This window comes from Candidatus Spongiisocius sp. (assembly GCF_965221825.1).
In the GTDB taxonomy this organism is placed as follows: domain Bacteria; phylum Actinomycetota; class Acidimicrobiia; order Spongiisociales; family Spongiisociaceae; genus Spongiisocius.
This window is the reverse complement of record NZ_OZ244917.1, coordinates 1,201,742-1,227,766: the sequence shown is the minus strand read 5'-3', so window position 1 is coordinate 1,227,766 and position 26,025 is coordinate 1,201,742. Positions and strand designations below refer to the sequence as shown.

Annotated in this window: 27 protein-coding genes, 1 tRNA gene and 1 pseudogene; 16 read left to right on the top strand and 13 right to left on the bottom strand. The window is 66.8% G+C overall.

The genetic code is table 11. The features are described 5' to 3' along the window. Window positions 1-35 precede the first annotated feature (35 nt). A complete protein-coding gene (locus tag ACOQPD_RS05755) occupies window positions 36-1,373 on the bottom strand; it encodes an alpha/beta hydrolase family esterase (RefSeq protein WP_420613948.1) in 1,338 nt (445 codons plus the stop codon). Window positions 1,374-1,379: 6 nt separating this feature from the next. Continuing rightward, window positions 1,380-2,438 (bottom strand): LLM class flavin-dependent oxidoreductase, encoded by a 1,059-nt coding sequence (locus tag ACOQPD_RS05750; protein ID WP_420613947.1) that lies wholly within the window; start codon window positions 2,436-2,438, stop codon window positions 1,380-1,382. A gap of 120 nt (window positions 2,439-2,558) precedes the next feature. On the opposite strand from ACOQPD_RS05750, the gene ACOQPD_RS05745 reads away from it, so the two are divergent. The 4 genes and pseudogenes from ACOQPD_RS05745 (at window position 2,559) to ACOQPD_RS05730 (ending at window position 5,965) form a co-directional block, all read left to right on the top strand. Next, a complete protein-coding gene (locus ACOQPD_RS05745) occupies window positions 2,559-3,845 on the top strand; it encodes an aspartate aminotransferase family protein (RefSeq protein ID WP_420613946.1) in 1,287 nt (428 codons plus the stop codon). Between the two features lie 345 nt (window positions 3,846-4,190). Then, on the top strand, window positions 4,191-4,913 hold the full coding sequence (locus ACOQPD_RS05740) for a type IV toxin-antitoxin system AbiEi family antitoxin domain-containing protein (RefSeq protein ID WP_420613945.1): 723 nt from the start codon (window positions 4,191-4,193) through the stop codon (window positions 4,911-4,913). Then, window positions 4,914-5,522 (top strand): annotated as a pseudogene (locus ACOQPD_RS05735) (nucleotidyl transferase AbiEii/AbiGii toxin family protein). A 95-nt stretch (window positions 5,523-5,617) separates the two neighbouring features. Then, window positions 5,618-5,965, top strand: coding sequence for a hypothetical protein (locus tag ACOQPD_RS05730; protein ID WP_420613944.1), 348 nt, complete (start codon window positions 5,618-5,620; stop codon window positions 5,963-5,965). A gap of 254 nt (window positions 5,966-6,219) precedes the next feature. Here the strand turns inward: ACOQPD_RS05730 and ACOQPD_RS05725 are convergent, their stop codons facing one another. From ACOQPD_RS05725 to ACOQPD_RS05690, 8 genes are all read right to left on the bottom strand, one after another. Next, window positions 6,220-6,486, bottom strand: coding sequence for a hypothetical protein (locus ACOQPD_RS05725; RefSeq protein ID WP_420613943.1), 267 nt, complete (start codon window positions 6,484-6,486; stop codon window positions 6,220-6,222). After that, entirely contained in the window at window positions 6,483-7,034 is a 552-nt protein-coding gene (locus ACOQPD_RS05720) for an RCC1 domain-containing protein (RefSeq protein WP_420614352.1), read from the bottom strand. Before ACOQPD_RS05720 ends, ACOQPD_RS05725 begins: the two co-directional genes overlap by 4 nt. Then, complete coding sequence (locus tag ACOQPD_RS05715; protein WP_420614351.1) at window positions 7,031-7,285, bottom strand: VWA domain-containing protein; 255 nt, start codon at window positions 7,283-7,285, stop codon at window positions 7,031-7,033. The genes ACOQPD_RS05720 and ACOQPD_RS05715 overlap by 4 nt, the downstream gene beginning before the upstream one ends. 16 nt (window positions 7,286-7,301) lie before the next feature. After that, window positions 7,302-8,756, bottom strand: coding sequence for a multicopper oxidase family protein (locus tag ACOQPD_RS05710; protein ID WP_420613942.1), 1,455 nt, complete (start codon window positions 8,754-8,756; stop codon window positions 7,302-7,304). Window positions 8,757-8,917: 161 nt separating this feature from the next. Then, window positions 8,918-10,060, bottom strand: coding sequence for a vWA domain-containing protein (locus ACOQPD_RS05705; RefSeq protein WP_420613941.1), 1,143 nt, complete (start codon window positions 10,058-10,060; stop codon window positions 8,918-8,920). Further along, window positions 10,050-10,937, bottom strand: a complete 888-nt coding sequence (locus tag ACOQPD_RS05700; RefSeq protein WP_420613940.1) for an AAA family ATPase — start codon at window positions 10,935-10,937, stop codon at window positions 10,050-10,052. Before ACOQPD_RS05700 ends, ACOQPD_RS05705 begins: the two co-directional genes overlap by 11 nt. Next, window positions 10,934-12,109 carry a thiolase family protein gene (locus ACOQPD_RS05695; RefSeq protein ID WP_420613939.1) on the bottom strand — a complete coding sequence of 392 codons (1,176 nt, stop codon included), beginning with the start codon at window positions 12,107-12,109 and terminating at the stop codon, window positions 10,934-10,936. The genes ACOQPD_RS05700 and ACOQPD_RS05695 overlap by 4 nt, the downstream gene beginning before the upstream one ends. 153 nt (window positions 12,110-12,262) lie before the next feature. Beyond that, window positions 12,263-13,447 carry a hypothetical protein gene (locus ACOQPD_RS05690; RefSeq protein WP_420613938.1) on the bottom strand — a complete coding sequence of 395 codons (1,185 nt, stop codon included), beginning with the start codon at window positions 13,445-13,447 and terminating at the stop codon, window positions 12,263-12,265. Window positions 13,448-13,658: 211 nt separating this feature from the next. Here ACOQPD_RS05690 and ACOQPD_RS05685 point away from each other — a divergent pair, with 211 nt between their 5' ends. The 11 genes from ACOQPD_RS05685 (at window position 13,659) to ACOQPD_RS05635 (ending at window position 23,270) form a co-directional block, all read left to right on the top strand. After that, window positions 13,659-14,024 carry an EthD family reductase gene (locus ACOQPD_RS05685; RefSeq protein WP_420613937.1) on the top strand — a complete coding sequence of 122 codons (366 nt, stop codon included), beginning with the start codon at window positions 13,659-13,661 and terminating at the stop codon, window positions 14,022-14,024. After that, window positions 14,021-14,806, top strand: coding sequence for an SDR family NAD(P)-dependent oxidoreductase (locus tag ACOQPD_RS05680; RefSeq protein WP_420613936.1), 786 nt, complete (start codon window positions 14,021-14,023; stop codon window positions 14,804-14,806). Before ACOQPD_RS05685 ends, ACOQPD_RS05680 begins: the two co-directional genes overlap by 4 nt. 134 nt (window positions 14,807-14,940) lie before the next feature. Next, window positions 14,941-16,371: a hypothetical protein gene (locus tag ACOQPD_RS05675; protein ID WP_420613935.1), complete on the top strand. Its 1,431-nt coding sequence runs from the start codon at window positions 14,941-14,943 to the stop codon at window positions 16,369-16,371. A 10-nt stretch (window positions 16,372-16,381) separates the two neighbouring features. Further along, a complete protein-coding gene (gene rsmI, locus ACOQPD_RS05670; RefSeq protein ID WP_420613934.1) occupies window positions 16,382-17,206 on the top strand; it encodes a 16S rRNA (cytidine(1402)-2'-O)-methyltransferase in 825 nt (274 codons plus the stop codon). 528 nt (window positions 17,207-17,734) lie between these two features. Beyond that, complete coding sequence (locus ACOQPD_RS05665) at window positions 17,735-18,484, top strand: TatD family hydrolase (RefSeq protein ID WP_420613933.1); 750 nt, start codon at window positions 17,735-17,737, stop codon at window positions 18,482-18,484. Beyond that, window positions 18,481-19,305: a 16S rRNA (adenine(1518)-N(6)/adenine(1519)-N(6))-dimethyltransferase RsmA gene (gene rsmA / locus ACOQPD_RS05660; protein WP_420613932.1), complete on the top strand. Its 825-nt coding sequence runs from the start codon at window positions 18,481-18,483 to the stop codon at window positions 19,303-19,305. Before ACOQPD_RS05665 ends, rsmA begins: the two co-directional genes overlap by 4 nt. Continuing rightward, complete coding sequence (locus tag ACOQPD_RS05655; RefSeq protein WP_420613931.1) at window positions 19,305-20,168, top strand: 4-(cytidine 5'-diphospho)-2-C-methyl-D-erythritol kinase; 864 nt, start codon at window positions 19,305-19,307, stop codon at window positions 20,166-20,168. The genes rsmA and ACOQPD_RS05655 overlap by 1 nt, the downstream gene beginning before the upstream one ends. Window positions 20,169-20,307: 139 nt before the next feature. Continuing rightward, window positions 20,308-20,379: transfer RNA gene (locus ACOQPD_RS05650), tRNA-Gln, on the top strand. Window positions 20,380-20,399: 20 nt separating this feature from the next. Continuing rightward, window positions 20,400-21,779, top strand: a complete 1,380-nt coding sequence (glmU, locus tag ACOQPD_RS05645) for a bifunctional UDP-N-acetylglucosamine diphosphorylase/glucosamine-1-phosphate N-acetyltransferase GlmU (protein ID WP_420613930.1) — start codon at window positions 20,400-20,402, stop codon at window positions 21,777-21,779. 105 nt (window positions 21,780-21,884) lie between these two features. Beyond that, window positions 21,885-22,856 carry a ribose-phosphate diphosphokinase gene (locus ACOQPD_RS05640; RefSeq protein WP_420613929.1) on the top strand — a complete coding sequence of 324 codons (972 nt, stop codon included), beginning with the start codon at window positions 21,885-21,887 and terminating at the stop codon, window positions 22,854-22,856. Next, window positions 22,857-23,270 (top strand): YjbQ family protein, encoded by a 414-nt coding sequence (locus tag ACOQPD_RS05635; protein WP_420613928.1) that lies wholly within the window; start codon window positions 22,857-22,859, stop codon window positions 23,268-23,270. It begins immediately after the preceding gene. On the opposite strand, the gene ACOQPD_RS05630 is transcribed toward ACOQPD_RS05635, so the two are convergent. Continuing rightward, on the bottom strand, window positions 23,257-24,087 hold the full coding sequence (locus ACOQPD_RS05630) for a LysM peptidoglycan-binding domain-containing protein (RefSeq protein WP_420613927.1): 831 nt from the start codon (window positions 24,085-24,087) through the stop codon (window positions 23,257-23,259). The two genes, ACOQPD_RS05635 and ACOQPD_RS05630, sit on opposite strands and share 14 nt — an antisense overlap. Window positions 24,088-24,385: 298 nt before the next feature. Here ACOQPD_RS05630 and ACOQPD_RS05625 point away from each other — a divergent pair, with 298 nt between their 5' ends. Further along, window positions 24,386-24,649, top strand: coding sequence for a WhiB family transcriptional regulator (locus ACOQPD_RS05625; protein ID WP_420614350.1), 264 nt, complete (start codon window positions 24,386-24,388; stop codon window positions 24,647-24,649). Window positions 24,650-24,759: 110 nt separating this feature from the next. On the opposite strand, the gene ACOQPD_RS05620 is transcribed toward ACOQPD_RS05625, so the two are convergent. Then, a complete protein-coding gene (locus ACOQPD_RS05620) occupies window positions 24,760-24,981 on the bottom strand; it encodes a DUF3107 domain-containing protein (protein ID WP_420613926.1) in 222 nt (73 codons plus the stop codon). A gap of 29 nt (window positions 24,982-25,010) precedes the next feature. Continuing rightward, window positions 25,011-25,805: a Ku protein gene (locus ACOQPD_RS05615; RefSeq protein WP_420613925.1), complete on the bottom strand. Its 795-nt coding sequence runs from the start codon at window positions 25,803-25,805 to the stop codon at window positions 25,011-25,013. Between the last annotated feature and the right edge of the window lie 220 nt (window positions 25,806-26,025).

Genomic DNA, 26,025 nt, shown 5'->3' with positions numbered 1-26,025 from the left:
GGAAGATCGGCGAGGGGTGTCGCGGCAAAAGGTGATCACTCCTGGGACAGGAGCCAGTCCACGAGTGCGTCCACGAAGGTCTCGCCGTAGCCGGGAGCATGGCTGCTCCCCATGCTCATCCAGAGCTCTATAGCGATCCCGTCGGCGCAGCCTGACTCGAGGCGGAATGCCCTGGTTTCGGCTCCCGCAACCAGGCGGTCCAGATCGAGCGTGGCGTAGGGCTGCGGTTGTCCGGGCCAGTCGCATCCGGCCTGCCGGCTCCAGCGGGTCACCATGTCCAGGGCCCCGGCGTAGAAAGCCGGTTCGCCGTCTTCCTGCTGATCCGGGTCGCTCTCGTCTCCTTCGAAGCGGATCACGTCGTCCGCGGTACCGTGGACGTGCAAGACGGACACCGGGGAGGCGCCCTCGCATAGAGTTTCCTCCACGTAGCTGGTACCCGCCAGGCCGGCGACGGCACGAAGGCCCGGCAGGCCCTTGCAGGCGATGTGGTGCGCCATGAACCCGCCGTTGGAGTAACCGAAGAAGTACACCGGCCCGAAGTCCAGGACCTCCTCCGCCCTGGCTACCAACTCGGTGAGGTAGGCGACATCGTCCTGTCCGCCCTTGGCGGAGTCGCAGCACTCGTCGGTGGGGTTCCAGAAGCGGTTACCTTCGGCGTCGCGTATCCCGTTGGGAAGCAGCAGAGCGAACCCGTGGGTGTTCACCCGCTCGTGGAAGGGCACGTAGGCGGCCTGGATGGCGGAGTCTCCTCCATAGCCGTGCAGGGAGACGATGAGCGGGGTCTCGCCGTCTACAGCTGCCACCGGCATCACCAGGACCGAGGGCTCCTCCCGTTCGGGGTGGACGATGAAGTGGACCTCGCCACCGGAGTCCGCCGTCAGCCGGACGGTCCTCTCCAGAGCGGTGCCCTCCAGCTGCGACAGCGGCTTGTCCTCTCCCTTGACCCACTGTTCCACGGCGAGGATGGCCCACTCCACGGTGGTAGCGAGGTCCTCGAGTTCGCGCACCCGGGCGTCCAGATCGTCCAGACGCTCGGCAGCCTGGGTCCGGTCCTCGTCCGGGATGGCCGGCTGCTCCTCCCGTCCGCCCTCCGGATCCGCGACCCCCTCCTCCCGGTCCCGGGCATCCCCGGAGGCCTCCGGCCCCTCCAGGGCGCCGGCCTGTTCCGAGAGGACCGCCAGTTCGCGCCTCAGTCGGGCGTTCTCGCTTGCCAGGGCCTCGAGTGACTCCTCCAGCGAGCGCGTCTTCGCCTCCAGCGCGACCATCCGGTCGTCTCCGGCCGGATCGTCGCCCGTACCACCGGCGCAGGCGAACGAGAGGGCGGCCGCCAGGATGCAGACCGCCGACCCACCGTGGAACCGCCGCGGGCCCACCGAGACTCAGGACCCCGGCGATGCGGGGGTGGCGCCGCCGAACGAGCCGCCGGGATCCCGGCGGGGGGAGAACACCTCGACGATCTCCTCGTAGTTCTCCGTGATCGGGAGCAGGGCCGGGTAGATGTTGGGCCGGACCGAGTAGGCGGCTACCTGCTCGAGGCACTGGTCCGGGGTGCCGGCGGCGGTGAGGGACCGCACCACCGCCACGGGCACCAGGGGCATAGCCGCCTCGATTCCCCCGTCCCTCGGCGGCCAGCCTCCCATGGCCTGCCGCACGCGGTCCAGCAGGTCCTGGTCGACGCCGCTGGCCAGGGCGATGTGGGGTTGCTGGCCCAGGTACATGGTGGTCATCCTGGTGGCCACCTCCAGCGCCTTCTCCTCGTCCTTGTCCATGGCGATCACGATGGTCTGGGGTAGGTCGAGGTCGTCCGCCCTCCGGCCGCTCCGCCGGGCGCCCCGGTCGATGCGCTCGAGGGCGTCGGCCAGGTAGGTGAGGGATGTGAAGCCGTTGAGCATCACGCCGTCCGCCAGCTCGCCGGACAGCGCCAGCATCTGCGGGCCGGTGGCGCCGACGTAGATCGGTACCCGCTTCGGGGTGCGGTCCACACCGTGTCCCAGGTCCAGGCGGAGGTCGCGCACCGCCACCATCTCACCCTCGTAGGTGACCGTCTCGAGCGCCAGCAACCGGCGGGTGACCTCGATGTACTCCCGCATCTGCTTGATGGGCCTGCGCCGGTCGATCCCCTGCTTCCAGGCCAGGGGGTCCCAGTAGGCGCCGATCCCCAGCAACATCCGGTCGGGGGCCAACTCGTCCAGGGTGGCGAACGTGAGAGCCATCAGCGAGGCCGGGCGGGTCCACGAGTTGACCACCCCGGTTCCCAGCTTGATGGTGTGGGTCGCGTAGGCGATGGCGCCGAGTATCGAGATCGCGTCGCGGGCGGTGCGGGTCTCGCACACCCACACCGAGTCGTATCCCAGTTCCTCCATCCGGAGCGCCAGCGCCACCTGACGCCGCGGGTCGGGCCGGTCCAGGAAGCACATGCCCACCCGTCCACTGCTCATCGGGATGATGATCCTCCTCGTGAGACCGACCCGGTCGACAACTCTACCGGGAGCGTCCCGAGCCGTGGCCTGAGGTATTGAAGGAGTGGGTAGGCTCGGCTCGACTTCTGCGAGGAGAACGTGCCGACCCATTCCATCTACACCGAGGCGCTACGCCGGGTCAGCGAGGAGTACGTGGCCCGGAACCCGCGATCGATGGAGATCGCCCACCGGGCCGCCCGGGTGCTTCCCGGAGGCACCACCCGCACGACCACGTTCTTCGCACCCTTCCCCCCGGTCCTGGTGTCGGGAGATGGATCGGAGATCGTGGACGCGGACGGCAACCGCAGAGTTGACTACCTCAACAATTACACGTCGCTGGTACTTGGCCATGCGCATCCCGACGTGCTGTCCCGGGCGATGGCGGCGGCCGGTCGGGGGACCGCCTTCTCTTCGCCCACCGAATACGAGGTGAGGCTGGCCGAGGTGCTGGTCGAGCGGGTCGCCTCGGTCGACCAGGTCCGTTTCACCAACTCCGGCACCGAGGCCACCATGGCCGCCATGCGACTGGCCAGAGCCTTCGCCGGCCGTCCCACGGTGGCCCGATTCGAGGGCAGCTACCACGGCACGCACGACTACACGGCCACGCCGGGAGCGGGGATACCGGACCCGGTCGGCGACTTGATGGTCACCCTCCCGTTCAATGACATCCTCGGCTGCGAGCAGGTGATCGAGCAGGCGGGCGACTCCCTGGCGGCCGTGATCGTCGAACCCATACTGGGTGCCGGCGGGGTGATCGCCGCCGATCAGGAGTTTCTCGACTTCCTGAGACAGGCGACTGCACGCGCCGGAGCGCTGCTCATCTTCGACGAGATCGTCACGCTTCGCCTGCACGCGGGAGGCGCCCAGGCGACCTACGGGATCAGGCCGGACCTGACCACCTTCGGCAAGATCATCGGCGGAGGCTTCCCGATCGGCGGTTTCGGGGGCCGGGAGGATGTCATGGCGCTGCTCCACCCCACGCGAGGGACCATCCCTTGGGGCGGCACCTTCAACGGCAACCCGGTCAGCGCAGCGGCCGGCATCGCCACCCTGGAGGTGCTCACACCTCCCGTGATAGACGAGCTGAACCGCGCCGGCGAGGAGCTCGTGGAACGGCTCGGCAAGGTGCTGGAGGCCTCCGGCCTGCCGGCCGGGGTCACCGGCGCCGGATCCCTCTTCAACCTCCATGCCACCGGCGAGGAGATCACCGACCACCGGGCCGTGGAACGCGCCGATCTCCAGCTGACCGAACTCCTGCACCTAGGCCTCATGAACCGCGGCTACTTCCTAGCCCCGCGCGGCATGGGCTGCCTGTCCACCGCCATGACCCCCGCGGAGCGGGATGGGTTTGTGGACGCCCTGGAGGACCTTCTCGGAGCCGTGTGACGAGCAATCGGCGGATGCTCCGGAGAGCGAGCTAGGCCAGCCTCGCTCACCAAGCCGCCCAAACGCGCACCCGGGTGCGTTCGGTCACGGAGGCGCAAGCACCCGACATGGCGACTGTTATACTACAGGGCTGGTTCAGCCTGTGAGAGTGGGTGAACCTACCGTATAATATACTTCCGCTATGGGGTCAAGAGAGTGACCACGCCGGACACCGGGGAAGATGCGCTCCGCGCGCCAGCACATTCGGCGAGCATACCTTCCGGTATCAGTGGACTGAATCGGCGGGCGCTTGCGGCGCTCGGTCGGGCGTTTCCAGGTCCGTTCGATGCCTCACAGGCCGCATCCGTGCTCGGGATCGACACAGGACGTGCTCGTCGCCTGCTCGCCGGGTTGGCGGACGGCGGATGGCTCGCCCGCGTACGCAGAGGTTGGTACATCGTGGTACCGATCGAAGCGTCCGAGCCCAGAGAGTGGCGCGAGGATCCCTGGGTTCTGGCGGCGACGCTGTTCGCTCCGGGTTATGTGGGGGGTTGGAGCGCCGCGGAGCATTGGGGCTTCACCGATCAGATCTTCCGCACGATCTATGTGGTTGCCGGCAGGACGATCCGCCCACGTAGTCAGACCGTTCAGGGGACTCACTTCATCATCCGAACCGTTCCCGAGCGGACCTTGTTCGGAACGCGACGCGTGTGGCGGGGCCAGGTGCCGGTCAACGTGTCGGACCCACATCGCACGGTCATCGACGTTCTCGACGTTCCCGCGTCGGGCGGCGGAGCGCTACACGCGTCCGAAGTCCTGGAGGCGTACTTCGGGAGCGAACACGTCGATCCCGCCGGGTTGCTCGAGTACGGCGACCGGCTCGGCCGGGGTACGGTGTTCAAGCGTCTCGGCTATCTCGTGGAGCGGAAAGGGATGGCCGACGCTGACTTTGTCGAAGCCTGCCGCTCTCGAATCACCGCAGGCATCAGCAGAATCGAGCCGGACCGACCCGCCGGCGGGCGGATCGTCTCCCGCTGGAACCTGCGGGTAAACGTGGTGCAACTCGCCTCCGAGGACCTGGTTGCTTAGATGATCGGGAGGGTCGATCTGAATGAACGTGTCCGGGCGTGGGGCCTGCGCGAGGAGGTGGTGGAGAAGGACTACGTCCTTGGTTGGCTGCTCTGGGGCATCAGTACTGATCCACAACTGAGCACGACATGGGTGTTCAAGGGCGGTACGTGTCTGAAGAAGTGCTACATCGACACGTACCGATTCTCAGAGGATCTCGACTTCACTGTGCTTGAGAACGGCCTGATCGAGCCGGATGAGGTCTTGGAGGCGATTAGACGCGTCATCGATCGAGTGGGGCAGGAGTGAGGAATCGACTTCTCGGCCGAGCTGCCGCGTTGCCGCAAGCGACCTAGTGGGCGTTCATCGGAGGGACGGGTGTATTACCGAGGGCCGCGCGGCGCACCCGGTCCGGCCCGGATCAAGCTTGACCTCACCAAAGACGAAACCGTAGTGCGGCCCCCGGTCATGAGACCGATCAGCCACGACTACCCCGACGTTCTGCCCGCACCGGCTCAGGTGCGCTGCTACGGCTTCGAGGAAGTCTTCGCCGAGAAGCTGCGCGCGATGGGAAGCACGCTGCCGCCCCCGAGATCTCTACGACATCGTCAATCTCTTCCGCCGGCCTGACTTCCGCAAGCACGCTGCACTGGTACGGAAGGTGAGAAGAAGTGCGAGGCAAAGAATGTTCCCATCCCGTCTGCCGAAGCCTTCGCACGTCTCCGATGTTCGAGGATTTGCGCAGTGAGTGGGACAACATGCTTGCACACCAATTGCGAGCTTTACCGGACTTCGATCAGTTCTGGTCCGAAGTACCCCTCATCTTCGCCTGGCTCAACGGCGCGGATCCTCAGGACGTGCCGGAGCCCGCACCCCTCAACAGCGGAGAAGAGCCCTGGATGCCACCACCCACCTTCTGGACCTCCGGATTGGGCAGCCGCATCGAGCCCGTCCGGTTCGCTGCCGTGAACCGACTGCTCGTCGACAACCGATGTTTCGGCAGAGAACTGCCGAAACCTCCCGGGTGGGTCGCAGGCATCTCTGCACACAGGCAACTGGTCGCCAGCGCCTGAGAGAAGGGCGCGCGTGATGGACTGCCAGGTGACCACACCGTGGAGTCGCGCGTGCCCATCGGACTGGTTCCTGGATTCATCACGTACGGGCATCTGGGAGTACTCGCAGGCCACCATACGGCTGATTGCCACGGACACTTCGTTATCCGGCTGCACGTACTCGAGGCTGTCGTCACGCACAGTTGCATGGGGGATTCTCCGCAGTACGAACTCAGAGTCGTCAGATAAACGCTCCCCGGCAGTTCGGTCGCTCATTAGCGTGGGAAAGTACGCGGCGGGATGGCCTGACCGCGGTCGTTATCACCCCAGCATGTGATGCTCCCGTCGATCCGTATCGCACACCAGTGACTCAAGCCACCAGCGACCGCAGTGAACCGGCCAGTTGATACTTCGGGATGGTCAGGCCAACAGATGAGACAGCGGTCGATTGTTGATCCCACACGAACGACGTGGACCGACGGCGATCGTAGTGAACCGGCCGGACGGAGCCTCTGTCTGTCCGGAGCGGCTGACCGAGTCATTTTGGTACGCCCAATTGCCCATGCCGGTTGCTGCCCCAGCATTCAGCAGTGCCTTCGATGCTTATCCCGCATGCGTGCTCCATGCCGGCGTCTATCACTATGAACTCCCCAGTTGGCGGATCCGATCGCCGTTGCCAGTTGCTGCCCCAGCATTCCGCGGTGCGATCGGTACGTATTCCACATGAGTAATCCTCGCCCGCGGTTACGGCGATGAACTCACCAGCGGGTATGTCCGAGTTGTCGTACGTTCGGCCCGACTGCGCTCCCCAACAAGCGACCGTATTGTCAGTTCGGATCGCACAGGGATGAGAGTCCCCGCTCGCTATGGCTTTGAAGTCGCCAGAAGGCGCACTCGTGCGACCCCCCGAGCTGTACCCCCAGCAGGCGACGGTACCGGTAGTTCGGATCGCACAGGAGAAGCCTCCGCCAGCGGCGATGGCAGAGAACGTCCCGGAAGGCGCGTCAGACTGAGAGGAGTCGTTGAGACCCCAGCAGACAGCAGTGCCGTCCGCGCGTATACCACACGAATGGTGGTTGCCTGCGGCTATAGAGTTGAATCCGCCGCTTGGGGCGTCCAGCTTTCCTGCGTAGTCGTGACCCCGGCCATGGACCCCGAGACGTCGACTATCAGCACGATGGGCCGGGGCCGCTCCATCCGCCCGCGCCGGCGGAGGTGGACCAGGTCACCCCCGTAGCGCAGGGAGTGACGGACGCTGCGCCGGAGGTCGATCCCGGGGCCTCTCGGTGAGGGGCGGGTGCGCCGGATGCGCTTCTGCGGCAGCCGCAGGGTGGGTAGCAGCCGGGCCAGGACAGAGTTACCCGACCACGAGAAACTGTCCCATCATGCCGAGGTCCTCGTGATCGAGCATGTGGCAGTGGTACATGTACGGCGTGTTGGTATCGGCGTAGGTGTTGAATCGGGCGGCAATGACGACGTCGCGTCCGGGATCCACGAACACGGAGTCCTCCCAACCAGCTTCCTCGGGCGGCGGGGGTTCGCCGTTGATCGCCAGTATTAGGAACCGGGTCTGGTGAATGTGGAACACGTGCATGCCGGTGTCGGCAGTGATGGTCCAGCGCTCGGTATCGCCGAGTTGTACCGTCTCGTCGATCCGGCTCATGTCCATCTGCACTCCGTTGATGCCCCAACCGTCGCCTATCTTCTCCATGTGGAAGCTCCGGTCGACCGCGATCTCCGACTCGGAGATTCGATCTATGGTCGCGAGCTCGTCCGGAAGCGGACCGGCCCTCGACGCTGATCCGTTCGGGCGGAGTTCGAGTACCCGGCCGAAGGTGTCGTCGACCAGGGTGGCGGGAGATACACCGACGTCGACGATGATCTCAGTCCGGTCGCCGGGAGCGAGCATGAGCCGGTCTAGCACCACAGGACCGGCCAGGTACCCTCCGTCGGAGGCGATCTTGGTCATCGTGGCCCCTCCGACGCTGAGTTCGTACGTCCGGGCTTGGCTGGCGTTGAGCAGCCGGAGCCGAACCAGCCCCGTGGGCACCTCGACGAACGGGTTGATCGTGCCGTTCACCGTCAGCGTGCCATCTAGGTTGCCCCTCCCGCCGGGGTCGATGGCGAAGTCCAGTTGGCCGTCGCCGGTGAATTCCCGGTCCTGGATGATGACGGGAATATCGTCGAAGCCGTAGGTAGCGGGCAACGTCGCGGCCGCAGGATTGTCGTCATCGATAATGATCATTCCGGCCGCGCCGCGAAAGACGTGCTCTGCTGTGGACCCGTGAGGATGGGGGTGATACCAGAGGGTGGCTGCCGGCTGGATCACGTCGAAATCGGCCACCCAGGTTGTGCCGGGTTCGATCGGACTGTGGGGCCCGCCGTCGTCCTCGGCCGGGACGTCGGCGCCATGCCAGTGTGTGGTCGTGGTCTGGTCCAATTCGTTGGTCACGCTGATAACCACCGAGTCGCCGGTCTTGAGACGGAGTGTGGGACCGAGCACGGACATACCGTTGTAGGAGTAGGTGTCGGTCAGGGTCGCCGTTTGATAATCGTGGCGTGATGTTCCGATCCTGAGGTCGTAATGCGCAAGACCATCCTCGACCCTCGGCTCGAGCAGCGGTGGGATTGACAAGGGCGTCTCAGCCGGCGTGTCGACCGCTACCCGCTCGACCGATTCGGCACAACCAGCCAGCAAGGTGGCCGCCACGATCACCCCCGCAGCGACGCTCGTTCTGAACAGGGCGCGACTCCGACGACGGCGGGCACCCGTCGGCGCCACGCCCGTCCGGAGCAAGACCGGCTGTTGCACCCGGATCGCCTCTACGACACCGAACTGGGGCGCGTCGACAAGACACCCTCGGATCGGGTTGGACAGACGGCTGACGGGTTGGCCGGGTTTTGCTTGGAGAGGCTCGTTCATGCTACGTCGGGCTGGTCCTTTCCCGTGAGATCTGGTTCCCGCGGACCGAGCTAGGCCGCCCAGCCTGCGAGTGCTCTGGCCAGGTCTTCCAATCCCTCGATGTTGTGTCCGGCGATCAAATCGTCGACGTAGGGCAACGCGGCCACGAGGCCGCGGGCCAGCGGCTGGAAGTTCGGGTCGCCTGCGAGCGGGTTGACCCAGATGACGCGGTGTGCCTGGCGTGACAGGCGCTGCATGGCCCAGGCCAGCCGGTCGGGCTCGCCGCGCTCCAGGCCGTCCGAGCAGATGATCACCACCGCTCCCCGGTTGAAGCGGTACTTGCCCCACCTCGCCACGTAGGCGGCGAGCGACTCGCCGATCCTGGTTCCCCCGTCCCAGTCCACCACTAGATCGGTCGCTTCGTCCATGGCGGCGTCGGCATCCCGGACCCGCATCGCTCTGGTGAGGCGGGTGAGCCGGGTCCCGAAGCAGAACACCTCCACCCGCTGGGAGGCGCGGCTCATCCCGTAGGAGAACTGGACTAGGGCGCGAGAGAAGCCGGCCATGGAACCGGAGACGTCGACGATCAGGACGATCGGTCTTGGCCGGTCGACCCGGAGCCGCCGGCGGAGATCGAACAGGTCGCCTCCGTTGCGGAGCGAGCGGCGCACGCTCCGGCGCAGGTCGATCCGCGGGCCTCTCGCCGAAGGGCGGGTGCGGCGGCTCAGCTTGCGGGGAAGGCGGAGATCGGGGAGGAGGCGCGCCAGCTGGCGGAACTCCTCCTCGGTCCAGCGGTCGAAGTGCTTGGCGCGAAGTATCTCGGCGCTCGACGCTCTCGGTCCTCCCGCGGCCGGGAGTTCCTCGTCACCCGCCTCCAGGATCTCCAGCTCGTGCTGTTCGGTTCCGAAGGACACCGATGCGGGCTCCCCGCCGTCGCCGTCCGCCGTGGCCAGCGGCAGCATGGGGGACGGTGAGTCGCCTTCCGAACCTACGAAGAAGGCGTCGAAGGCGGCGTTGTAGGCGGCGAGATCGGGGTGCCGGTTGACGAGGGTTATGCGTCCGGCCCAATAAAGGTCGTCGATGCCGGCCGGATCCAGGTCCGCTACGGCCCGCGTGTACGACAGCACCTGTCCCGCGCCGACGTTGACGCCGTGGGTCCGGAGCAACCGTCCGAAACGGACCAGCTCCGTGGCCGGTCCGGGCTCAGGTCCCATCCAGTATCTCGGCTGCCCGGCCACGGACCGTGGCCAGGTCGTCGTGGTCCTTGATGACCGACCCCAGGCTGAGGTCGAGGTTCTGTGCGGTCACTCCATCCTCGCCGAGCTGGTTCAGCGCCCGGGCCCAGTTGATGGTTTCGGCCACGCCCGGCTGCTTGACGAGTTCCAGGCCCCGCAGCCTCGACACCACCCGGCTCGTGCTCCGGGCGAGGCGCGCCGGCACTTCCGGGGCGCGGGCTGCCACGATGTCCACTTCCCGCTCCAGGCTCGGGAAATCGATCCAGTGATACAGGCAGCGGCGCTTGAGCGCGTCATGGAGCTCGCGGGTCCGGTTGGAGGTGATGACGACGGCGGGAGGGCGCGGGGCATGCACGGTACCGATCTCGGGAATGGTGATCTGGAACTCGGACAGGATCTCCAGGAGGAAGGCTTCGAACTCGTCGTCGGCCCGGTCGATCTCATCGATGAGCAGCACGCAACCGGCGCCGCTCCTGATCGCCTTCAGAAGGGGCCGCTCTACCAGGAAGCGCTCGGCGAAGAGCTCGTCCGGCCCGGAGCTGTCGGTCCGCGCCTCGGCGGCCTGCCTCAGGTAGAGCAGCTGGCGCGGGTAGTCCCACTCGTAGAGCGCCTGGTTGGCGTCGATGCCCTCGTAGCACTGGAGCCGGACGAGATCGACGCCCAGCCCGCCTGCCAGGGCTTTCGCCACCTCCGTCTTGCCGACACCCGCCTCGCCCTCCAGCAGGAGCGGCTGCGGCAGGGTGAGGGAGAGGTAGATGGCGGTCGAGAGCCCCCGGTCGGCCAGGTAAGCCTGGCCGGCCAGCATCCCGGTGACACCGGCGATGTCGCCGGTGTACATGCCGTCGGAGACGGTCAAGGGCGCTCGAAGATCGCCGCCATGCCCTGGCCGCCGCCGATGCACATCGTCACGATGCCGCGCCGGCCGCCGGTCCGCTCCAGGGTGTGCATGAGCTTGATGGCCAGGATCGTCCCGGTTGCCCCGACCGGGTGGCCCAGCGCTATGGCCCCTCCTGAGACGTTGGTCTTCTCCGGGTCCAGTCCCGCATCTCGTATGACGGCCACGGCTTGGGCCGCGAACGCCTCGTTGAGTTCGATCAGGTCGATGTCTTCGAGGGTGAGGCCCGCCTTGTCGAGCACCTTGGGGACGGCGAGTGCCGGGGCGTAGCCCATCACCTCCGGGTCGATGCCGCTCACCGCCCACGCCAGCAGGCGCAGACGCGGTTCGGCGCCCCGGGCCCGGGCCACCTTCTCGCTCATGAGGACCACCGAGGCAGCGCCGTCGTTGATGCCCGAAGAGTTGCCGGCCGTGACCGTTCCGTCCTTGACGAACACCGGTCGGAGCCGGCCGAGGCTCTCTTCCGTAGTGTTCGGCCTCGGGTGCTCGTCGACGAGGAACGGGTCGTCTTTGGGGAGGTCGACCCCGACGATCTGGTCTTCGAACAGACCCTCCTTGATGGCGACGGCGGCCCGGTACTGGCTCTCGGCGGCGAACCGATCCTGCGCGCTCCGGCTGACGTCGTAGCGCTCGGCCACCCGCTCGGCAGTGGTACCCATCGGATATCCGCCGAAGGGATCGGTTACCAGGGACAGGGTGCCGTCGATGGACTTCCGGGGTCCCAGCCTCCAGCCGTCGCGGGCCTGGTAGTCGAGGAATGGCTGGCTGCTCATGTTCTCGTTGCCCCCGGCCACCACGATGTCGGCATCCCCCAGCATTATCTGCTGGGCGCCGGTGACGATCGCCTGCAGGCCCGACGAGCAGAGCCGGTTGACGTTCATGGCCGTGGTCGACGACGGAAGCCCTGCCTCGAGGGCGCACCGCCGGGCGTTGTAGGCGTCCGGACCCACCTGGCCGATCTGGCCCATGACTACCTCGTCCACCTCGTCGGCTTCGACGCCCGCCCGACTCAGCGACTCCTTGATCGTTATGGCGCCGAGCTTGTAGGAGTCGACCTTGGCAAGCGAACCCCCGTACGTTCCGATGGCGGTCCGAGCCGCCCCGACTACCACCGCGTGATCCGTATCAACCATTCCCGCTCCTTTGGACGACCGCGAACGCCCACCACGGGCCAGTTTCAGGCCGGTGGGCCGGCCGGGATACCGGGTGAATGGACAGTAAGAGATACTAGACCGCTGGCCCCACGGAGGGGCCGGGGATCGGGTGTCGACGGCGGCTTGGCGAGGCTAACGGCTCTGGCTGATCAGCCGGTCGGCGATGGCGTCGAACCGGGCGGCAGCCGCGGCGTACCCGGCCACAGCCGTCCGGCGGTCGGCGCCGTCATCCGGTTCGGGGATGCGAAGGCCCGCCAGTACTTCTTCGGCCAGTGCAGCCAGATCGCCGGCCAGCTCGACCGGTCCCCCAGGTCCGCTGTGAAGACCGGCCAGGTCGTCAGGAGGAGTCAGATTCCGGACCGTAGCCTCGAGTGTTCGGGTCCGGTCGAGGATGTCGAGGAGGACGCCCTCGGTCTGGCGGTAGGAAGCCCCGATGGCCCGCTGATCCTCCCACGCCTGGTTGGCGTCGTTCAGGTCGCCGACGAGCCGGGTGGCTGTACCGGCCAGGCCCGGCAGTCCTTCGAGATACAGATCCGCATCCTCCGCCAACCCGTCCGAGTCCGGTTCTGTGGTGGCGACTCCCAGGTTCTCGGCATCGTCCCGCACCCGGTCGATCAGATCGTCGATCGCGGTGTTGAACCCCTCGGAGGCGGCGCTGTAGCCGGCTACTGCCGTCCTGCGGGCCGTACCGTCCTCGGGGTAGGGGAGCCGGAGGCCGGCCAGGACCGCCTCGGCCAGGGGGACCAGTCGGGCGGCCTGTTCGATCGGGCCGTCCGATCCCTTATGAAGGTCGGCCAGGGCGGGCGGGACCGCCATAGCCGCGGCTTGGTCGGCCAGAGCCCGGACACCGGCGATGAAGGCGGAGATGGCATCGGAGGTCATCCGGAAGTCCGGTCCGGTCGAGTAGCGGTTGTCGAAGACCCGGTTGGTCGCCTCCATCTCCTCGACCAGGAGCGCCAGGGTAACGCGCGCCTCGGCCAGTCCGTTGGCGTATTCCGGACTCGCCGTATCGGTAAGGGTGGTTGTCGTCGCCGCGGCGGTCGTGGCGGTGGTGGTCGCGGTCGTCTCCACCGGTGCAGCGGTAGTCGTGGATGTGGCCGTGGTGGGTGATGCCGTGGTGGGGGTTGCCGCGGTCGCAGCGGTGGTGGTCGTGGCCTCGGAGGAGGTGGTCCCGGCCGTCCCGGTGGTTGCGGCGGTGGGTGCGATTGTCGTGGCGGACTCGAGGTCGTCATCCGCATCCCGGTTGACGACGACGAATACCAGAACCGCGATGATCACCAGCCCCAGGATGATCTGGCCTAGCGCCCGTCTCCTCATTCTCGACATCTCCGATCCGCCGCCCGCGTCCGATGTTGACCGCCGGACGCTCTCCTGTCCGCTCCCGGGCGCCGGCGGGCTCCGGACGCCGATCCTATCGGGGTAGGGCCGCCGGACGGTGTCAATCATCATTAACACCGCCGGTGCCGCACCCCGGTGCGGATGCTTTGATAGATTCGGCTGCGAGTAACCGTTAGCCAGGAGGTGCGGGGTGATCAAACTCATCGGGACGGCCTACAAGCGGGACGATTTCACAAAGGAGGAGTTCTTCGACTACTGGTTCGATGTCCACGCTCCGATCTCTGCCCAGCTTCCGGGACTGCGCGGTTACGTGGTGTCCGAAGTGGTGAGCAAGCTCGGTGGCGAGTTGGAGACCGAAGCATTCGTGGAGCAGTGGTATGACGATGAGGCGGCCTGGGACCGGGCCTCGGCGACCGAGCAGGCTGCCGCCGCCTGGGAGGACGTCGGCCGCTACGCCAAGACCTCGGGTACCTTCTGGGTGGTGAAGGAGCATGTCATCGTGCCCCCGCCCGACCGGGGCCCCGGGTTGGCCTCGACATGGGAGAAGGGCTCGTGAGAAGGTTTGAGGGCAAGAACGTCTTCGTCACCGGCGCGGGCAGCGGGTTCGGGCGGCGCACGGCCCTACGGTTTGCCGAAGAAGGCGCCCACCATGTCTACCTGGTGGACTACAACCAGGAACGTCTGGACGCGACGGCCCCGTCCATCGAGGCCCACGGGGCGGTGCCGCACAAGATCTGTCTGGACATGGCGGACATGGACAATTGCGTGGATGCCGTGGCGCAGGCACTGGCGGTCGATCCCAAGCTCGACGTGATGGTGTCCAACGCCGCCACGTGGGCGGACTCGCAGTTCATAGACATGTCGACCGAGGAATGGCGGCGGATCATGGCGGTCAACCTCGACGCCTACTTCGTGCTGGCGCGGGAGGCGGCCAGGGCCATGCGGGACACCGGAGGGGGGGCGATCCTGTTCACCGCTTCGATCGTCTCGCTCGGCCACGGGCGTGGCTTCACCGCCTACTGCGTGTCGAAGTCCGGGCTGGTTTCCCTGGCCAGGGCCATCGCGGTGGAGTGCGCCGGGTACGGGATCAGAGCGAACTGCGTCAGCCCCGGCCCGGCCGACACCCAGCAGTCGGTCGACCTGGTGGGGGAGGATCTGATGGACAAGTGGCGGCGGGAGGGCTTTCCGGTCGTGCCTGCCAACCGGCTGGCCGACGACGTGGACATCGCCGAGGCGTTTCTCTATCTGGCATCTGACGCCGCCAAGTACGTCAGCGGAGTGAATCTGATCGTCGACGGCGCCCTTACCGCCCAGACCTACGACGTCCCGGACAACTGAAGCGCTCTCATCCCGGTCGCTCCTGTCGGGCCGCCGCTCGCGAGCAGGTCGTCGGGGCGGACACCGGTCCGTAGGGGTCGCCGGACCGTCGGCCGAGGATTCGGGGCGGATCGACCACTACCCTCCCGACCGGTATGAGGACCGGAGCCGCGCCCCGCACGATCGCGATCGCTGGTGCGTGGATGGCGCTCCTGCTGGGTGTCGCGGCGTGCTCCGCTGACGACCAACCCGCACCGCCGATCGAGGAGGACAGCACGTCCTCGACGAGCACCCTTCCCCCGGCGACCACCACCTCGACCAGCCCGCCCCCACCCCCCACGACCACCACCACGGTCCCCACCACGACCACCACCACACCGGTCCCGTGGGAGATCCCCGCAGATCAGGTTGCTCATGTCGAAGGATTGGTCGCCACCGTCGAGGCTCTCAGGGGCCGGTCGTTCGAGGAGCGACCGTGGGTGGGGATCATCACCGCCGAGGAGTACCCGGTCCGGCACCTGGCAGCGGCCGGCGGCGGCATCGGCGGGATGGACCATCTGTCCGCCTTCTTCGAGTTGCTGGGAATGGCATCTCCCGGCACCGACCTGGCGGCCTCCTACGCGCGGCACGAGAACGCGCCGCCCAGTCCCTTCTACGACCCGGTCGAGAAGGAGGTGCTGATCCCTGAACAGCTGTTCCCGATGGATGATTACCAGAGCCTGGTACTGGTCGGAGAACTGACCAAGGCCTTGTCCCACCAGCACCATCCGTCCCTCGTGGAGGCCCTTGTCGCCGCGGACGGGAGCGACGTTGATCGTCTGGCCGCTCACCGTGCCCTGCTGGAAGGCGAGGCGATCCTGGTCCAGACGTTGTATATCGAGTCTTTATCGCCGGAGCGGCGCGCGCTCGTCGCCGACCAGGCGCGCCGGGCCGCGGAAAGTGACGGCTCGGGGGAAGGTTCCGGAATCTTTGCCGAGGAGGCTCCTCGGCTCCTGGTGGAAACGGCTCGCTTCCCCACTCGGGCCGGTGCGGCCCTGGTCATCGACCTGTACCGGCAGGGGGGCTTCACTGCCCTCGATCAGGCCCTCGACCTTCCGCCCGTGACCACCGAGCAGGTTCTCCACCCGGATCGCTACCGGTCCCTTGAGCCCGCGGCGGAGTTGGATCCGTTCGGGCTGGTGGTGAGCGGCTACGAAGTGGTCGATGAAGGGACGTGGGGCGAGCTGCGCTGGCGCGGTCTGCTGGCTCATCACGGCGACCCGGTCAACGCCGCGCGAGCCGCCGAGGGATGGGGCGGGGACCGGTACCAGATGCTGTGGGCGCCGGCTTCCGGGAAGCTGGCTTTCGCAGTCCGGCTGGCGGCCGACACGTTCGCGGACGAGTCGGAAGTGAACGCCGCTGTCCGGCACCTGATCAGCACGGGGATGGATGTGGGCGCTTCCAGGGTGGTGGACACCGCCACCGAGTGGCAAGGCGCCGACTATGCCATGCTCTCCTGGGATGTGGGTGTGATCACCTGGGTGGTCGCCTCCGACACGGAGGTGGGGCGCCAGATCGCCGCCCAGCTCGGGGTCAACCTCGCATGAGGAGCTGTCCATGACCGGCAGGCTGGTCCTGTGCGCCACGCCGATCGGCCATCTCGGCGACGCTTCTCCGAGGCTGGCGGAGGCATTGGCTGAGGCTGATGTCATCCTGTCGGAGGACACCCGCCGGGCCCGGGTCCTGCTGGACCACCTGGGAGTCGAAACCCGCCCCGAGTCCTACCACGCCGGCAACGAGGCCGGCAGGTCCGGCCGGCTGGAGCAACTCCTTGAAGAGGGCGCGTCGGTGGCACTGATCTCGGACGCCGGTACTCCGGCAGTGGCAGACCCCGGCCTCTCCGCGGTCCGAATCGCCCGCCGGGTGGGGGCCGAGGTGTCGATCATCCCGGGCCCGAGCGCGGTGGTGGCCGCGCTCGCCGTTTCCGGGCTCCCGTCCGAACGGTTCGTGTTCGAAGGGTTCCTGCCACGCAAGGGCAAGGAGCGGTCCGAACGCCTGGCCACGCTGGTGACCGAGGTCCGTACCGCCGTGCTGTTCTCCGCTACGGCCCGGGTGGCGCAGGACCTGTCCGCCCTCGCCGCAGCGTTGGGCGACGACCGGCTCATCACAATCTCCCGGGAACTGACCAAGGCGCACGAAGAGGTGTGGTCGGGAACTCTCGGAGAGGCGGCCGCGGAGTGGAGCCGCAGGCGGCCCCGCGGGGAGTTCACGCTGGTGGTTCAGGGAAGCCCCGGCCGGGTCATCCCCATCGATGGGGCGGTCGGCGAGATCAACACCCGGATCGAAGCCGGGGAGCCCATGTCGGAAGCGGTTCGTCGGGTGGCTGACGGGCTGGGGATGTCCCGGCGGACTCTCTACGAGGCGGTACTCCGCCAGGAGTGATACCGCTCGGCATGGGGCGGATCGGGAACGATCGGACTCCATCGCGCCCGCTCCAGGCCCGTCTCGTATCCGTGAAGGAAGAACTTTTCGCGTTCTTGAAGAAGGGGGTTGAAAGTGTCACACCCTTGCTATACGTTGTCTACCGCCAAGCACCTACACCGGCCGAAGAGAAAGCCCGATCGGAGCGGCCGGGTCCAGGGGAACATACAAGACTTCATGGAGCGACGGCCGATCCCCGGCATCCAGCCGGGCATGGCCGACCACGCTCCAACAGGATGGGTGGCGGCGGGGGAGGGGACCCGGTGCGGAGCGCCGGTTTTCGCGGCTTGACGAACTTTGAGCAGAGGGCACCGCCTATGACGCCCTGTTCCTGAGGTTCTCCGCACCGCTGGTGGCGCCCTGTTCCTGAGGCTCACCGCACCGCTGGTGGTGTTCTGTTCCTCAGGTTCCTGGCACCGCTGGTGGTGTTCTGTTCCTCAGGTTCCAGGGGTATCCGGCTACCTCCGGGGCCGTCGCTACCCTCGGGCCATGGTCGAATGGGTTGACACGCACTGCCATCTCCAGATGGATACCCGTGACCCTGCCATCCTCCTCAACCGGGCCGGACATGTGCGATACGTGGTGGTGCCCGGCGTGGATGTGGCCTCCAGCATCGCTGCCCGGGAGATTGCCTTGGGGGCGCCCGGGCGGGCCTTCTACGCAGCCGGGTTGCACCCGCACGAAGCCGATCGCTGGAGCACCGAACGGGACGGGCTGCTACCGCTCATGGATGGAGCGGTAGCCATCGGCGAGACCGGCCTGGACTTCTACCGCAACCTATCGCCTGCCGAGGCCCAGCTAGAGAGCTTCCTGGAGCATCACAGGCTGGCATTGGAGATGGCCAAGCCGCTGATCGTCCATTGTCGGGACGCTTTTCTGCAGGTCTACGAGGTACTCGAACAGCACGGGGCCGGTCCGTGGGTGGTGCTTCATTGCTGGACCGGTGGGCCGAAGTGGTCCAAGCGGTTCCTCGAGATGGATGTCACCTTCTCGTTCGCCGGACCGGTCACCTACAAGACCGGCGATACGATCCGGCGGGGCGCGGCCGTCATCCCTCCCGAACGGGTGGTGGTCGAGACCGACTCGCCCTACCTGGCCCCGGAACCCCATCGGCGCGGCCCGAATGAGCCTCGCTACGTCAACTTGACAGGAGAAGCCCTGGCGCGGGTATGGGGTCTCGAAGCAGCGGAGGTCGCCCGGCTGACCAGCGAGCGCGCCATCGGTGTCTTCGGCCTGTGAGCCAGACGCGTTCCGAGATCGAAGCTCTGTTGCGGCGGCACGCGGTAACCCCTCGCCGGGGGCTGGGACAGCACTTTCTCGCCGATCGCAACCTGGTGGCCAAGATGGTGGACCTGGCCGGTGATCCGGCGCGATCAAAGGCGCTGGAGATCGGACCCGGCACCGGAACCATCACGCAGGCCCTTGCAGAAGCAGGATTCGCGGTGACGGCCTACGAGATCGACGAGCGGCTCCGGCCGGTCCTGGAAGAGGGCTTGGCAGGTCTCGATGTGGACCTGCGCTTCCAGGACGCATCCCGGCTGGACATGAGGGAGTTCGGCGCCGGAACCGACTGGGTGCTGGTGTCCAACCTCCCCTACCAGGTGGGTACGTCGATCCTCCTGGATCTCTTGCAGAAGGCGGCCGGTCTGGGCAGGTGCGTGGTGGTGGCCCAGCGAGAGGTCGCCGAGAGGCTCACCGCCGGTCCCGGATCCAAGGCATATGGCCTGCCCAGCGTGATAACCGCCCTGTACGGCCAGGCCCGGCTGGAGTTCCGCCTGCCTCCCCAGGTATTCCTGCCGGTGCCCAAGGTGGACTCAGCCGCAGTGTCGATCCGGCGGGTCGCCCCGCCCGAGCCTCTGCGTAGGCTGGCGGTCCGGGTTGCTGCCGCAGCTTTCCGGAAACGGCGCAAGATGGTCCGCTCCTCGCTGCGCGGCGTGCTCCCGGCTCCCGCGGAGGAGATCCTCGCGAGTACCGGGATCGATCCCACCATGCGGGCCGAGGAACTGGACCACGGCGCCTACCTATCCATAGCATCCGCCATTCCACATCCACACCAGTGATGCCCACTCGTAGAGCTCTGGCGCCCGCCAAAGTCAACCTTTCCCTCCACGTGCAGCGCATGGACGCTTCGGGGCTCCATCCCGTTCGGGGGCTCACCCTCTCTATCGGCCGGAACGACGTCCTGGACATGGCGCCGGCCGGATCGGATCAGCTGGAGGTCCACGGGGCCGACCTTCCGACCGGTGATCAGAACCTGGTGTGGAAGGCGGTATCCGCCCTCCGGAGTGGCCAGAGGGACCGTCCACCGGTGAGGTTCGAGCTGTGGAAGCGAATTCCGGTGGCGGCCGGTCTGGCGGGGGGGAGCTCTGACGCGGCGGCTGCCCTGCTTCTATACGGAAGCTTGACGGGCCGGGACCGGGCTCACCTTGCAGTACCGGCGGCGGAGATAGGCGCCGACGTGAGCTTCTGCCTGCGGGGCGGCCTCAGGTGGATCGGGGGTTACGGAGAGCAGCTCGGCGACCCGTTGGATCGGGATGGCGACTTCGCCCTACTGGTTGCCGTACCACCTTTCATGCTCGAAACTGCTCGGGTGTACTCGGCCTGGGATCACATAGGCGAGCCGGGCGGCCGGGCCGTGAGCGGGGCGGCCATTCCTCCCGGCATCCGGCGCTACGGCCCGCTGGTCAACGATCTCTACCCGGCGGCCACTTCGATCGAGCCGGATCTGGACGACTGGAGGGTCGAGCTCGAGAGTCGTTGGGACCGTCCGGTGCTCATGTCGGGGAGCGGGCCCTCCCTCTATGCCTTCTTTTCCGATCAGGCCGAGGCCGACGAGGGACTGGAGCTGGTCCCCGAGGAAGCCAGAGACGCCTTCGTGGCCCTGCCCCAGGCCCGGGGGGCCCACCTGGTCGAGGATGGATGACGCAAGGACTACGGCCTTCCCAGGAGAGTGAACCAGGCCGCAGAGAGCGCACCGGATGGGGCGCCGCCGGTCGGACCACTAGAATTGCAGACGTCGCACCTGTCCGCCGGAAGTGCCGGTGCCGGGAGCCCCGACGCGGTGGGGGGTAGTGTAAATGGCAGCACAGCGGGTTTTGGTCCCGCTAGTACGGGTTCGACTCCTGTCCCCCCAGCCCAACAGAGGAGTGGCGACGTGTCCATAAGGGCGGTGGTGCTGGGGGCCGGCGAGGGCTCCCGGATGAAGTCGATCCTCCCCAAGGTGATCCATCCGGTGGCGGGGCGGCCGATGATCGACTGGGTCATCAATGCCACCGCTTCCTTGGACCCGGTCCAGACTGTGGTGGTGGTCAAGCCGGATGCCGACCAGGTGGTGGCGATGCTGCCCGACGGGGCGACACCGGTGGTGCAGCCCAGACAGCTGGGTACCGCACACGCCTTGCAATACGCGCTCGATGCCATCCCGTTGGGGGCCGACGACCATGTACTGGTGGTGCCCGCCGACACACCGCTTATCACGAGCGGCACGCTGAGCGAGATGGCGAAGCTCCATCGGCGGACCGGCGCGGCCGTTACCTGCGTGACCGCCAACATGGAGGATCCAACCGGTTACGGGCGGGTGGTCCGGGACGGCTGGGGCCGGGTGGAGAGGATCGTGGAGCATGCCGACACCACCACCCGCGAACGGGAGATCAGCGAGATCAACGGCGGCGTCTATATGTTCGACGGATCCTTGGTCGGGGAAGCCCTGGCCCGCGTGGAGCGCGACAATGTCCAGCGCGAGTACTACCTGCCGGACATGGTGGCCATTCTCGGGGCTGAGGGTTACGGGATCAGTGCCTACCGGACCGATGCCGAGGAGTTGTCCGGAGTCAACACCCAGGATCAGCTTGCCCATGTCGCGGATATCTTCCGGCGCCGCATCAACAGGGCCTGGATGCGGGATGGGGTCTGGATGCAGGACGCCGCCCGGGTTTATATCGACGCCTCGGTTCGCCTCGAGGCGGGAGTGCGGATACGTCCGGGGGTACACCTGGAAGGATCGACGTCGGTGGCGGGAGGGGCCGAGCTCGGACCCGACTGCTTCATCAGAGATAGCCGGATCGGCCCCGGCGCGAAGATCTGGTATTCGGTGCTCAGGGGCGCCTCGGTGGGGATGGATGCCGAGATCGGCCCCTACGCCTCGCTGAGGCCCGGCGCGGAGTTGGGCGACGGTGCCAAGGCAGGTACCTTCGTGGAGGTCAAGAATTCCGTGGTCGGCGCCCGCGCCAAGGTTCCTCACCTCTCGTATGTCGGGGATGCCGAGATCGGCGAGGAGGCCAACGTGGGTGCGGGGACCATCACCGCCAACTACGACGGGTACGACAAGCACCGCACCCGCATCGGGAGCAAGGCACAGATCGGGTCCAACACCGTGCTGGTGGCACCGGTCGAGGTGGGGGACGAGGCATACACGGGCGCAGGCTCCGCCATCACCCGTGATGTTCCGGATGGCGCGCTCGGCGTGGAAAGGGCTTCGCAGCGGGAGATTCCCGGATATGCGAAACGGCGGAAAGCTCGTCACGAGGCCGGGTAGGAGGATGCTGAAGATGACGGGGACGGGTTGGCCCGCGATCCCCCGACCAGAGTTTCATTGCCGGCCGGCGGGCCGACCGCACACTATTCAGTACCCTCCTGGGACATGGAGCTCGTAACTCGCAAGCGCTTCATGCTGTTCACCGGCTCGGCCAACCCCGAGCTGGCCGAAGCAGTGGCGGACGAGCTGGGTGTGAGGCTCGGCAAGGCGCAGCTGTCGCGCTTCGCCAACACAGAGGTGTATGCCCGGCCGTCGGAGTCGGTCCGCGGGGTTGACTGTTTCGTGATACAGAGCCACGCCCCGGAGATCAACTTCCACATCATGGAGCAGTTGATCCTGATCGATGCCCTCAAGAGAGCGTCAGCGCACCGTATCACCGCGGTGGTGCCGTTCTTCGGGTATGCCCGGGCCGACAAGAAGGTATTGCCGCGTGAGCCCATCTCAGCCCGGCTGATGAGCGACCTCTTCCTGGCGGCCGGGGCCGACCGGATCGTGTCGATCGACCTGCATACCGGCCAGGTCCAGGGTTTCTTCCCCAAGCCGTTCGATCACCTGACCGCGCTGCCGATCGTCACCAAGTATCTCGAGGAACGCCTGGACGGTCCGACCACCGTGGTCTCGCCCGACGCCGGAGGCGTCAAGCGCGCCGAGAAATACGCCCGCTACCTGGGAGCCTATGTGGCGTTCGTCCACAAGCGACGCGAGTTCGATGTCCACAACGAGTCCAAGGCCCTGACCGTGGTTGGTGCGGTGCGGGGTCGCAATGCGGTGATCGTGGACGACATGATCGACACCGGCGGTACCGTGGAGAATGCGGCCCGTCTGCTCCGCGAGCGGGGCGCCCGGAGCGTCTACGTCGCGGCGACCCACCCCGTGCTGTCGCCTCCCGCGCTCGGGCGGTTGAAGAAAGCTCCGATCGACGAGGTGGTGGTCACAGACACGCTTCCGATCAGCGAGGAGGCGCGGAACTTCGACAAGCTGACCAGGTTGTCGATTGCGCCGGTGCTCGCGGAGGCGTTGCAGGCGATCTTTATGGACAGTTCGGTGTCGGCCATCTTCCTCGGCGACAACACCTGAATGTCTCTCGATACCGAGATCTTCCAGGTGAGGACCGGCGCCGAACCGGCCGTGGTGGATATCGGCTACCGGCTGGCAACGTTCTTGCAGGGCCGTGGCGATGGCCTGCTGTCCGTTTTCGTGCCTCATTCCACCGCCGGGCTGGCCATCATGGAGGTGGGTACCGGGTCCGATCGGGACCTTCTCCAGTACCTGCGGGAGGGCATGTCCCATGACCGTTACCGCTGGGAACACCGGCACGGGGCTCGCGGCCATGGCGCCGACCACATCATTCCCGCCTTCATATCGCCCAGCCTGGTGATTCCCGTCCGGGGCGGTGCGCTGACCCTGGGCACGTGGCAATCCGTCGTGCTGGTGGACACCAACATCGGCAATCCGGTCCGGAACGTGAGGCTCAGCTTCATGGCCGCCTGAGCGTCCCCGCTCGTGTGCCGAGGTCGGGGAGGAGGATCCTCTCGCCGGGGAAGATGAGGTTGGGATCCCCGGACCCGATCAGGTTCCGGTTGATTTCGATCACCTGATTCCAGAGCGGGGCGACCTCCTCGGCGCTCACCGTCCGGCCCATGTGTGCGGCCAGATAGCCGGCGGTGATGGACCACAGGTGGTCGCCCCGTTGCACGGTGTAGGTCACCGATGCCTCCCCGCGGTCCCCGACAGCATCGAGCGCGGCGCCGGCGAGGTGCGGAACCGGCACCACCACTCCGCCGGTGTCCGGAGGCGATGCAAGGGGACTGTCATTGTCGGGATACTCGGTCACCGTGGGAATCGGTACGGTGGCGCCCATCGATGGGTCCGGGAGGATCGCCCCGCCGGCTGTGTCGATGGTGGATCCCGGATGCTCGGCCGTGACCACATGGGGGACCGGAGGGGCATGGGCGGCGCCGGCCGGCGCCGAGATCGACAAGCTCCCGACTGCGAGCACCAGCGCTGCGGCGCGCCTTGACAGATGGCGGATGGGAGCGATCGTCATCCACCGGGTGGCTCTTACCGCGACCGGGATCCGGGTTATGTAGGCAGCGACCGAGAGAACGGTGGTAAGGCCGACCCAGGCCGTGATCGCGGCAGCGACGAGCCAGACCGTACCGTAGATAGCCTCTTCCGGGACGGCTGTGAGGATCCGGTTTGGTGGGGGCAGCCATGATGACCCCCTCATGCCGAGGAGCAGCAGGGCGCTGCCGGCCACCCCGGAGAGCAGTGCGGCGAGCTGGACGAGCGTACGTATCGGTCTCATGCCGTATACGTATCGCGCTATGCCGAGGATTTCAATACCCTTGATCGCGGCTGGATAATCGAGACCGCGAAAAGTTTGTGAACGAAATCACTTGCGGGCCGGACGGTGGCCTGTTTATTCTCTATGGCAAGTCGGCTCGCCGGCTCCTAATTTGGCCCGGCCTTGTGAAATAGTTCACAAGCGAGCGGGCGAAACCCCAACATCGGGCGTTCGGCGTTGCGCGCGGAGACCGTCCTGAGACCGAGGGGGAGTCGAGAGCTGACGCTTCGCGACTAGAAGGTGTAAGACCGTGTTGACCATTACCAAGCCGGACTGGCGCGAGATAGCGGCATGCCGGGACTCCGAGCCGAGCCTTTTCTTCCCCATCGGCACGACAGGGTTGGCCATCGAGCAGATCCAGGAAGCCAAGGGCATCTGCTCGCTCTGCCTGGTGGCGGATGAGTGCTTGCAGTACGCGCTCCAGACCAACCAGGAGGCCGGGGTCTGGGGAGGTTATGCGGAGGATGAGCGCCGTCGGCTCCGTAAGCGCTGGATGGCCGAGCGCCGCCGGGCGGCTAGTTGATCTTGGTCGGTCCACGCGACCCGCGATAACAAACGCACTCGCATAGTGTGAACCCGCCCTAGCTGAACCGCAACGGAGCAGCCACCCGCTACGCCGTGGCGTAGCCGTTCCTACCGACCGAACCCCACCGACTTGTCGGGGGACTCCACTAGCTCAACGAAGGCGATGCGCTCCAGCGGGACTCCTATGTCGCGGCCCTTGGCGTCCTGGAACCAGAGGAACGAAACACCGTCGCCATAGGCGGACTCGAGCCGCTTGACGATCTCGTCCCTGCTCCCGACCTCCACCTCGATCTCGCGGCCGGTGTCCGCGATGCCGATACGTGCTCTCACTCGAACCTCCACATACAGGCCACTTGTCCTCAACCGGCCTTGCGGTGGGCGGTCTGCTCCTTGGTCGCCTCGACGGAGGCTTTCAGGGCTTCGAGCAGATCCACCACCCGGGTCGGTTCCGGGGTCTCCGAGGCGACGATTTCCTCGCCTTCGATCTTCTGGCGCACCAACTCCTCGATCTTCTCGCGGGTGGTGTCCGTCCACTGGTCGGGCTCGAAATCCATGGCGAGGTTGTCGATCAGCATCTTGGCCATGGCCAGTTCGTTCTCCCGAGGTTCCACCTCGGTTTCGAGATTCCCGAAATCGGCGCCGCGGATCTCGTCCGGCCAGTACATGGTCTCCAGAACGAGCAGGTCGTCCCGAGCCCTGATGGACGCCAGGTGCTGGCGGGACCTAATGGCCACTGTGGCGATCCCGACCCTATCCGTCTCGGCCAGGGCCGTCCGGAGGAGGTTATAGGCCTTCTCCCCGGTGGGTCCTGGTTCCAGGTAGTAGGAGGTGCGGTAGTAGACGGGGTCGATCTGGTGCGCGTCTACGAAGGCCGCCACATCGACGATGCGGGGGCCACCCTGGTAGGCCGCTGCGGCGATCTCCTCATCGGTCAGCACCACGTACCGGCCCTTCTCGAACTCGTACCCGCGCACGATTTCCTCGCGAGGGACCTCGCGGCCGTCGGCATCGGCGACCTTGCGATATCGAATCGGGCTGTGGTCCTGCTGGCGCAGCTGGCGGAACTTGGGACGCCGGCTGGTGGTGGCCGGGTACAGGCGAATGGGAATGGTGACCAGGCCGAACGATACGGCGCCGCTCCAGATGGGTCGCATGACAGGAAGTCTAGGAGGGCGGAGGCGGAAGGCGGGGGAGGCTTATTCGGACCCGCTCTCGCTCCCTTATTGACCAACCGCGGGCGGCTGTTCTATACTCCGTTGACCCACCAACGGCAGGATACCCACCTGCCATCCGGCCGGGGTGTCGCGTTCTCTCCCCCTAGAACCGCGCCCCGGCCTTCCAACTCCGCACAGGCCGGTGCACGGCTGTCATGCA

Excerpts from the sequence above, each read along its gene's own strand:
- ACOQPD_RS05750 (WP_420613947.1), bottom strand. The coding sequence starts at position 2,438 with ATGAGCAGTGGACGGGTGGGCATGTGCTTCCTGGACCGGCCCGACCCG.
- ACOQPD_RS05730 (WP_420613944.1), top strand. The coding sequence starts at position 5,618 with ATGTTCGAGGATTTGCGCAGTGAGTGGGACAACATGCTTGCACACCAA.
- ACOQPD_RS05725 (WP_420613943.1), bottom strand. The coding sequence starts at position 6,486 with ATGACTCGGTCAGCCGCTCCGGACAGACAGAGGCTCCGTCCGGCCGGT.
- ACOQPD_RS05705 (WP_420613941.1), bottom strand. The coding sequence starts at position 10,060 with ATGGGACCTGAGCCCGGACCGGCCACGGAGCTGGTCCGTTTCGGACGG.
- ACOQPD_RS05695 (WP_420613939.1), bottom strand. The coding sequence starts at position 12,109 with ATGGTTGATACGGATCACGCGGTGGTAGTCGGGGCGGCTCGGACCGCC.
- ACOQPD_RS05690 (WP_420613938.1), bottom strand. The coding sequence starts at position 13,447 with ATGAGGAGACGGGCGCTAGGCCAGATCATCCTGGGGCTGGTGATCATC.
- ACOQPD_RS05675 (WP_420613935.1), top strand. The coding sequence starts at position 14,941 with ATGAGGACCGGAGCCGCGCCCCGCACGATCGCGATCGCTGGTGCGTGG.
- rsmI (WP_420613934.1), top strand. The coding sequence starts at position 16,382 with ATGACCGGCAGGCTGGTCCTGTGCGCCACGCCGATCGGCCATCTCGGC.
- ACOQPD_RS05665 (WP_420613933.1), top strand. The coding sequence starts at position 17,735 with ATGGTCGAATGGGTTGACACGCACTGCCATCTCCAGATGGATACCCGT.
- ACOQPD_RS05655 (WP_420613931.1), top strand. The coding sequence starts at position 19,305 with ATGCCCACTCGTAGAGCTCTGGCGCCCGCCAAAGTCAACCTTTCCCTC.
- ACOQPD_RS05640 (WP_420613929.1), top strand. The coding sequence starts at position 21,885 with ATGGAGCTCGTAACTCGCAAGCGCTTCATGCTGTTCACCGGCTCGGCC.
- ACOQPD_RS05635 (WP_420613928.1), top strand. The coding sequence starts at position 22,857 with ATGTCTCTCGATACCGAGATCTTCCAGGTGAGGACCGGCGCCGAACCG.
- ACOQPD_RS05630 (WP_420613927.1), bottom strand. The coding sequence starts at position 24,087 with ATGAGACCGATACGTACGCTCGTCCAGCTCGCCGCACTGCTCTCCGGG.
- ACOQPD_RS05615 (WP_420613925.1), bottom strand. The coding sequence starts at position 25,805 with ATGCGACCCATCTGGAGCGGCGCCGTATCGTTCGGCCTGGTCACCATT.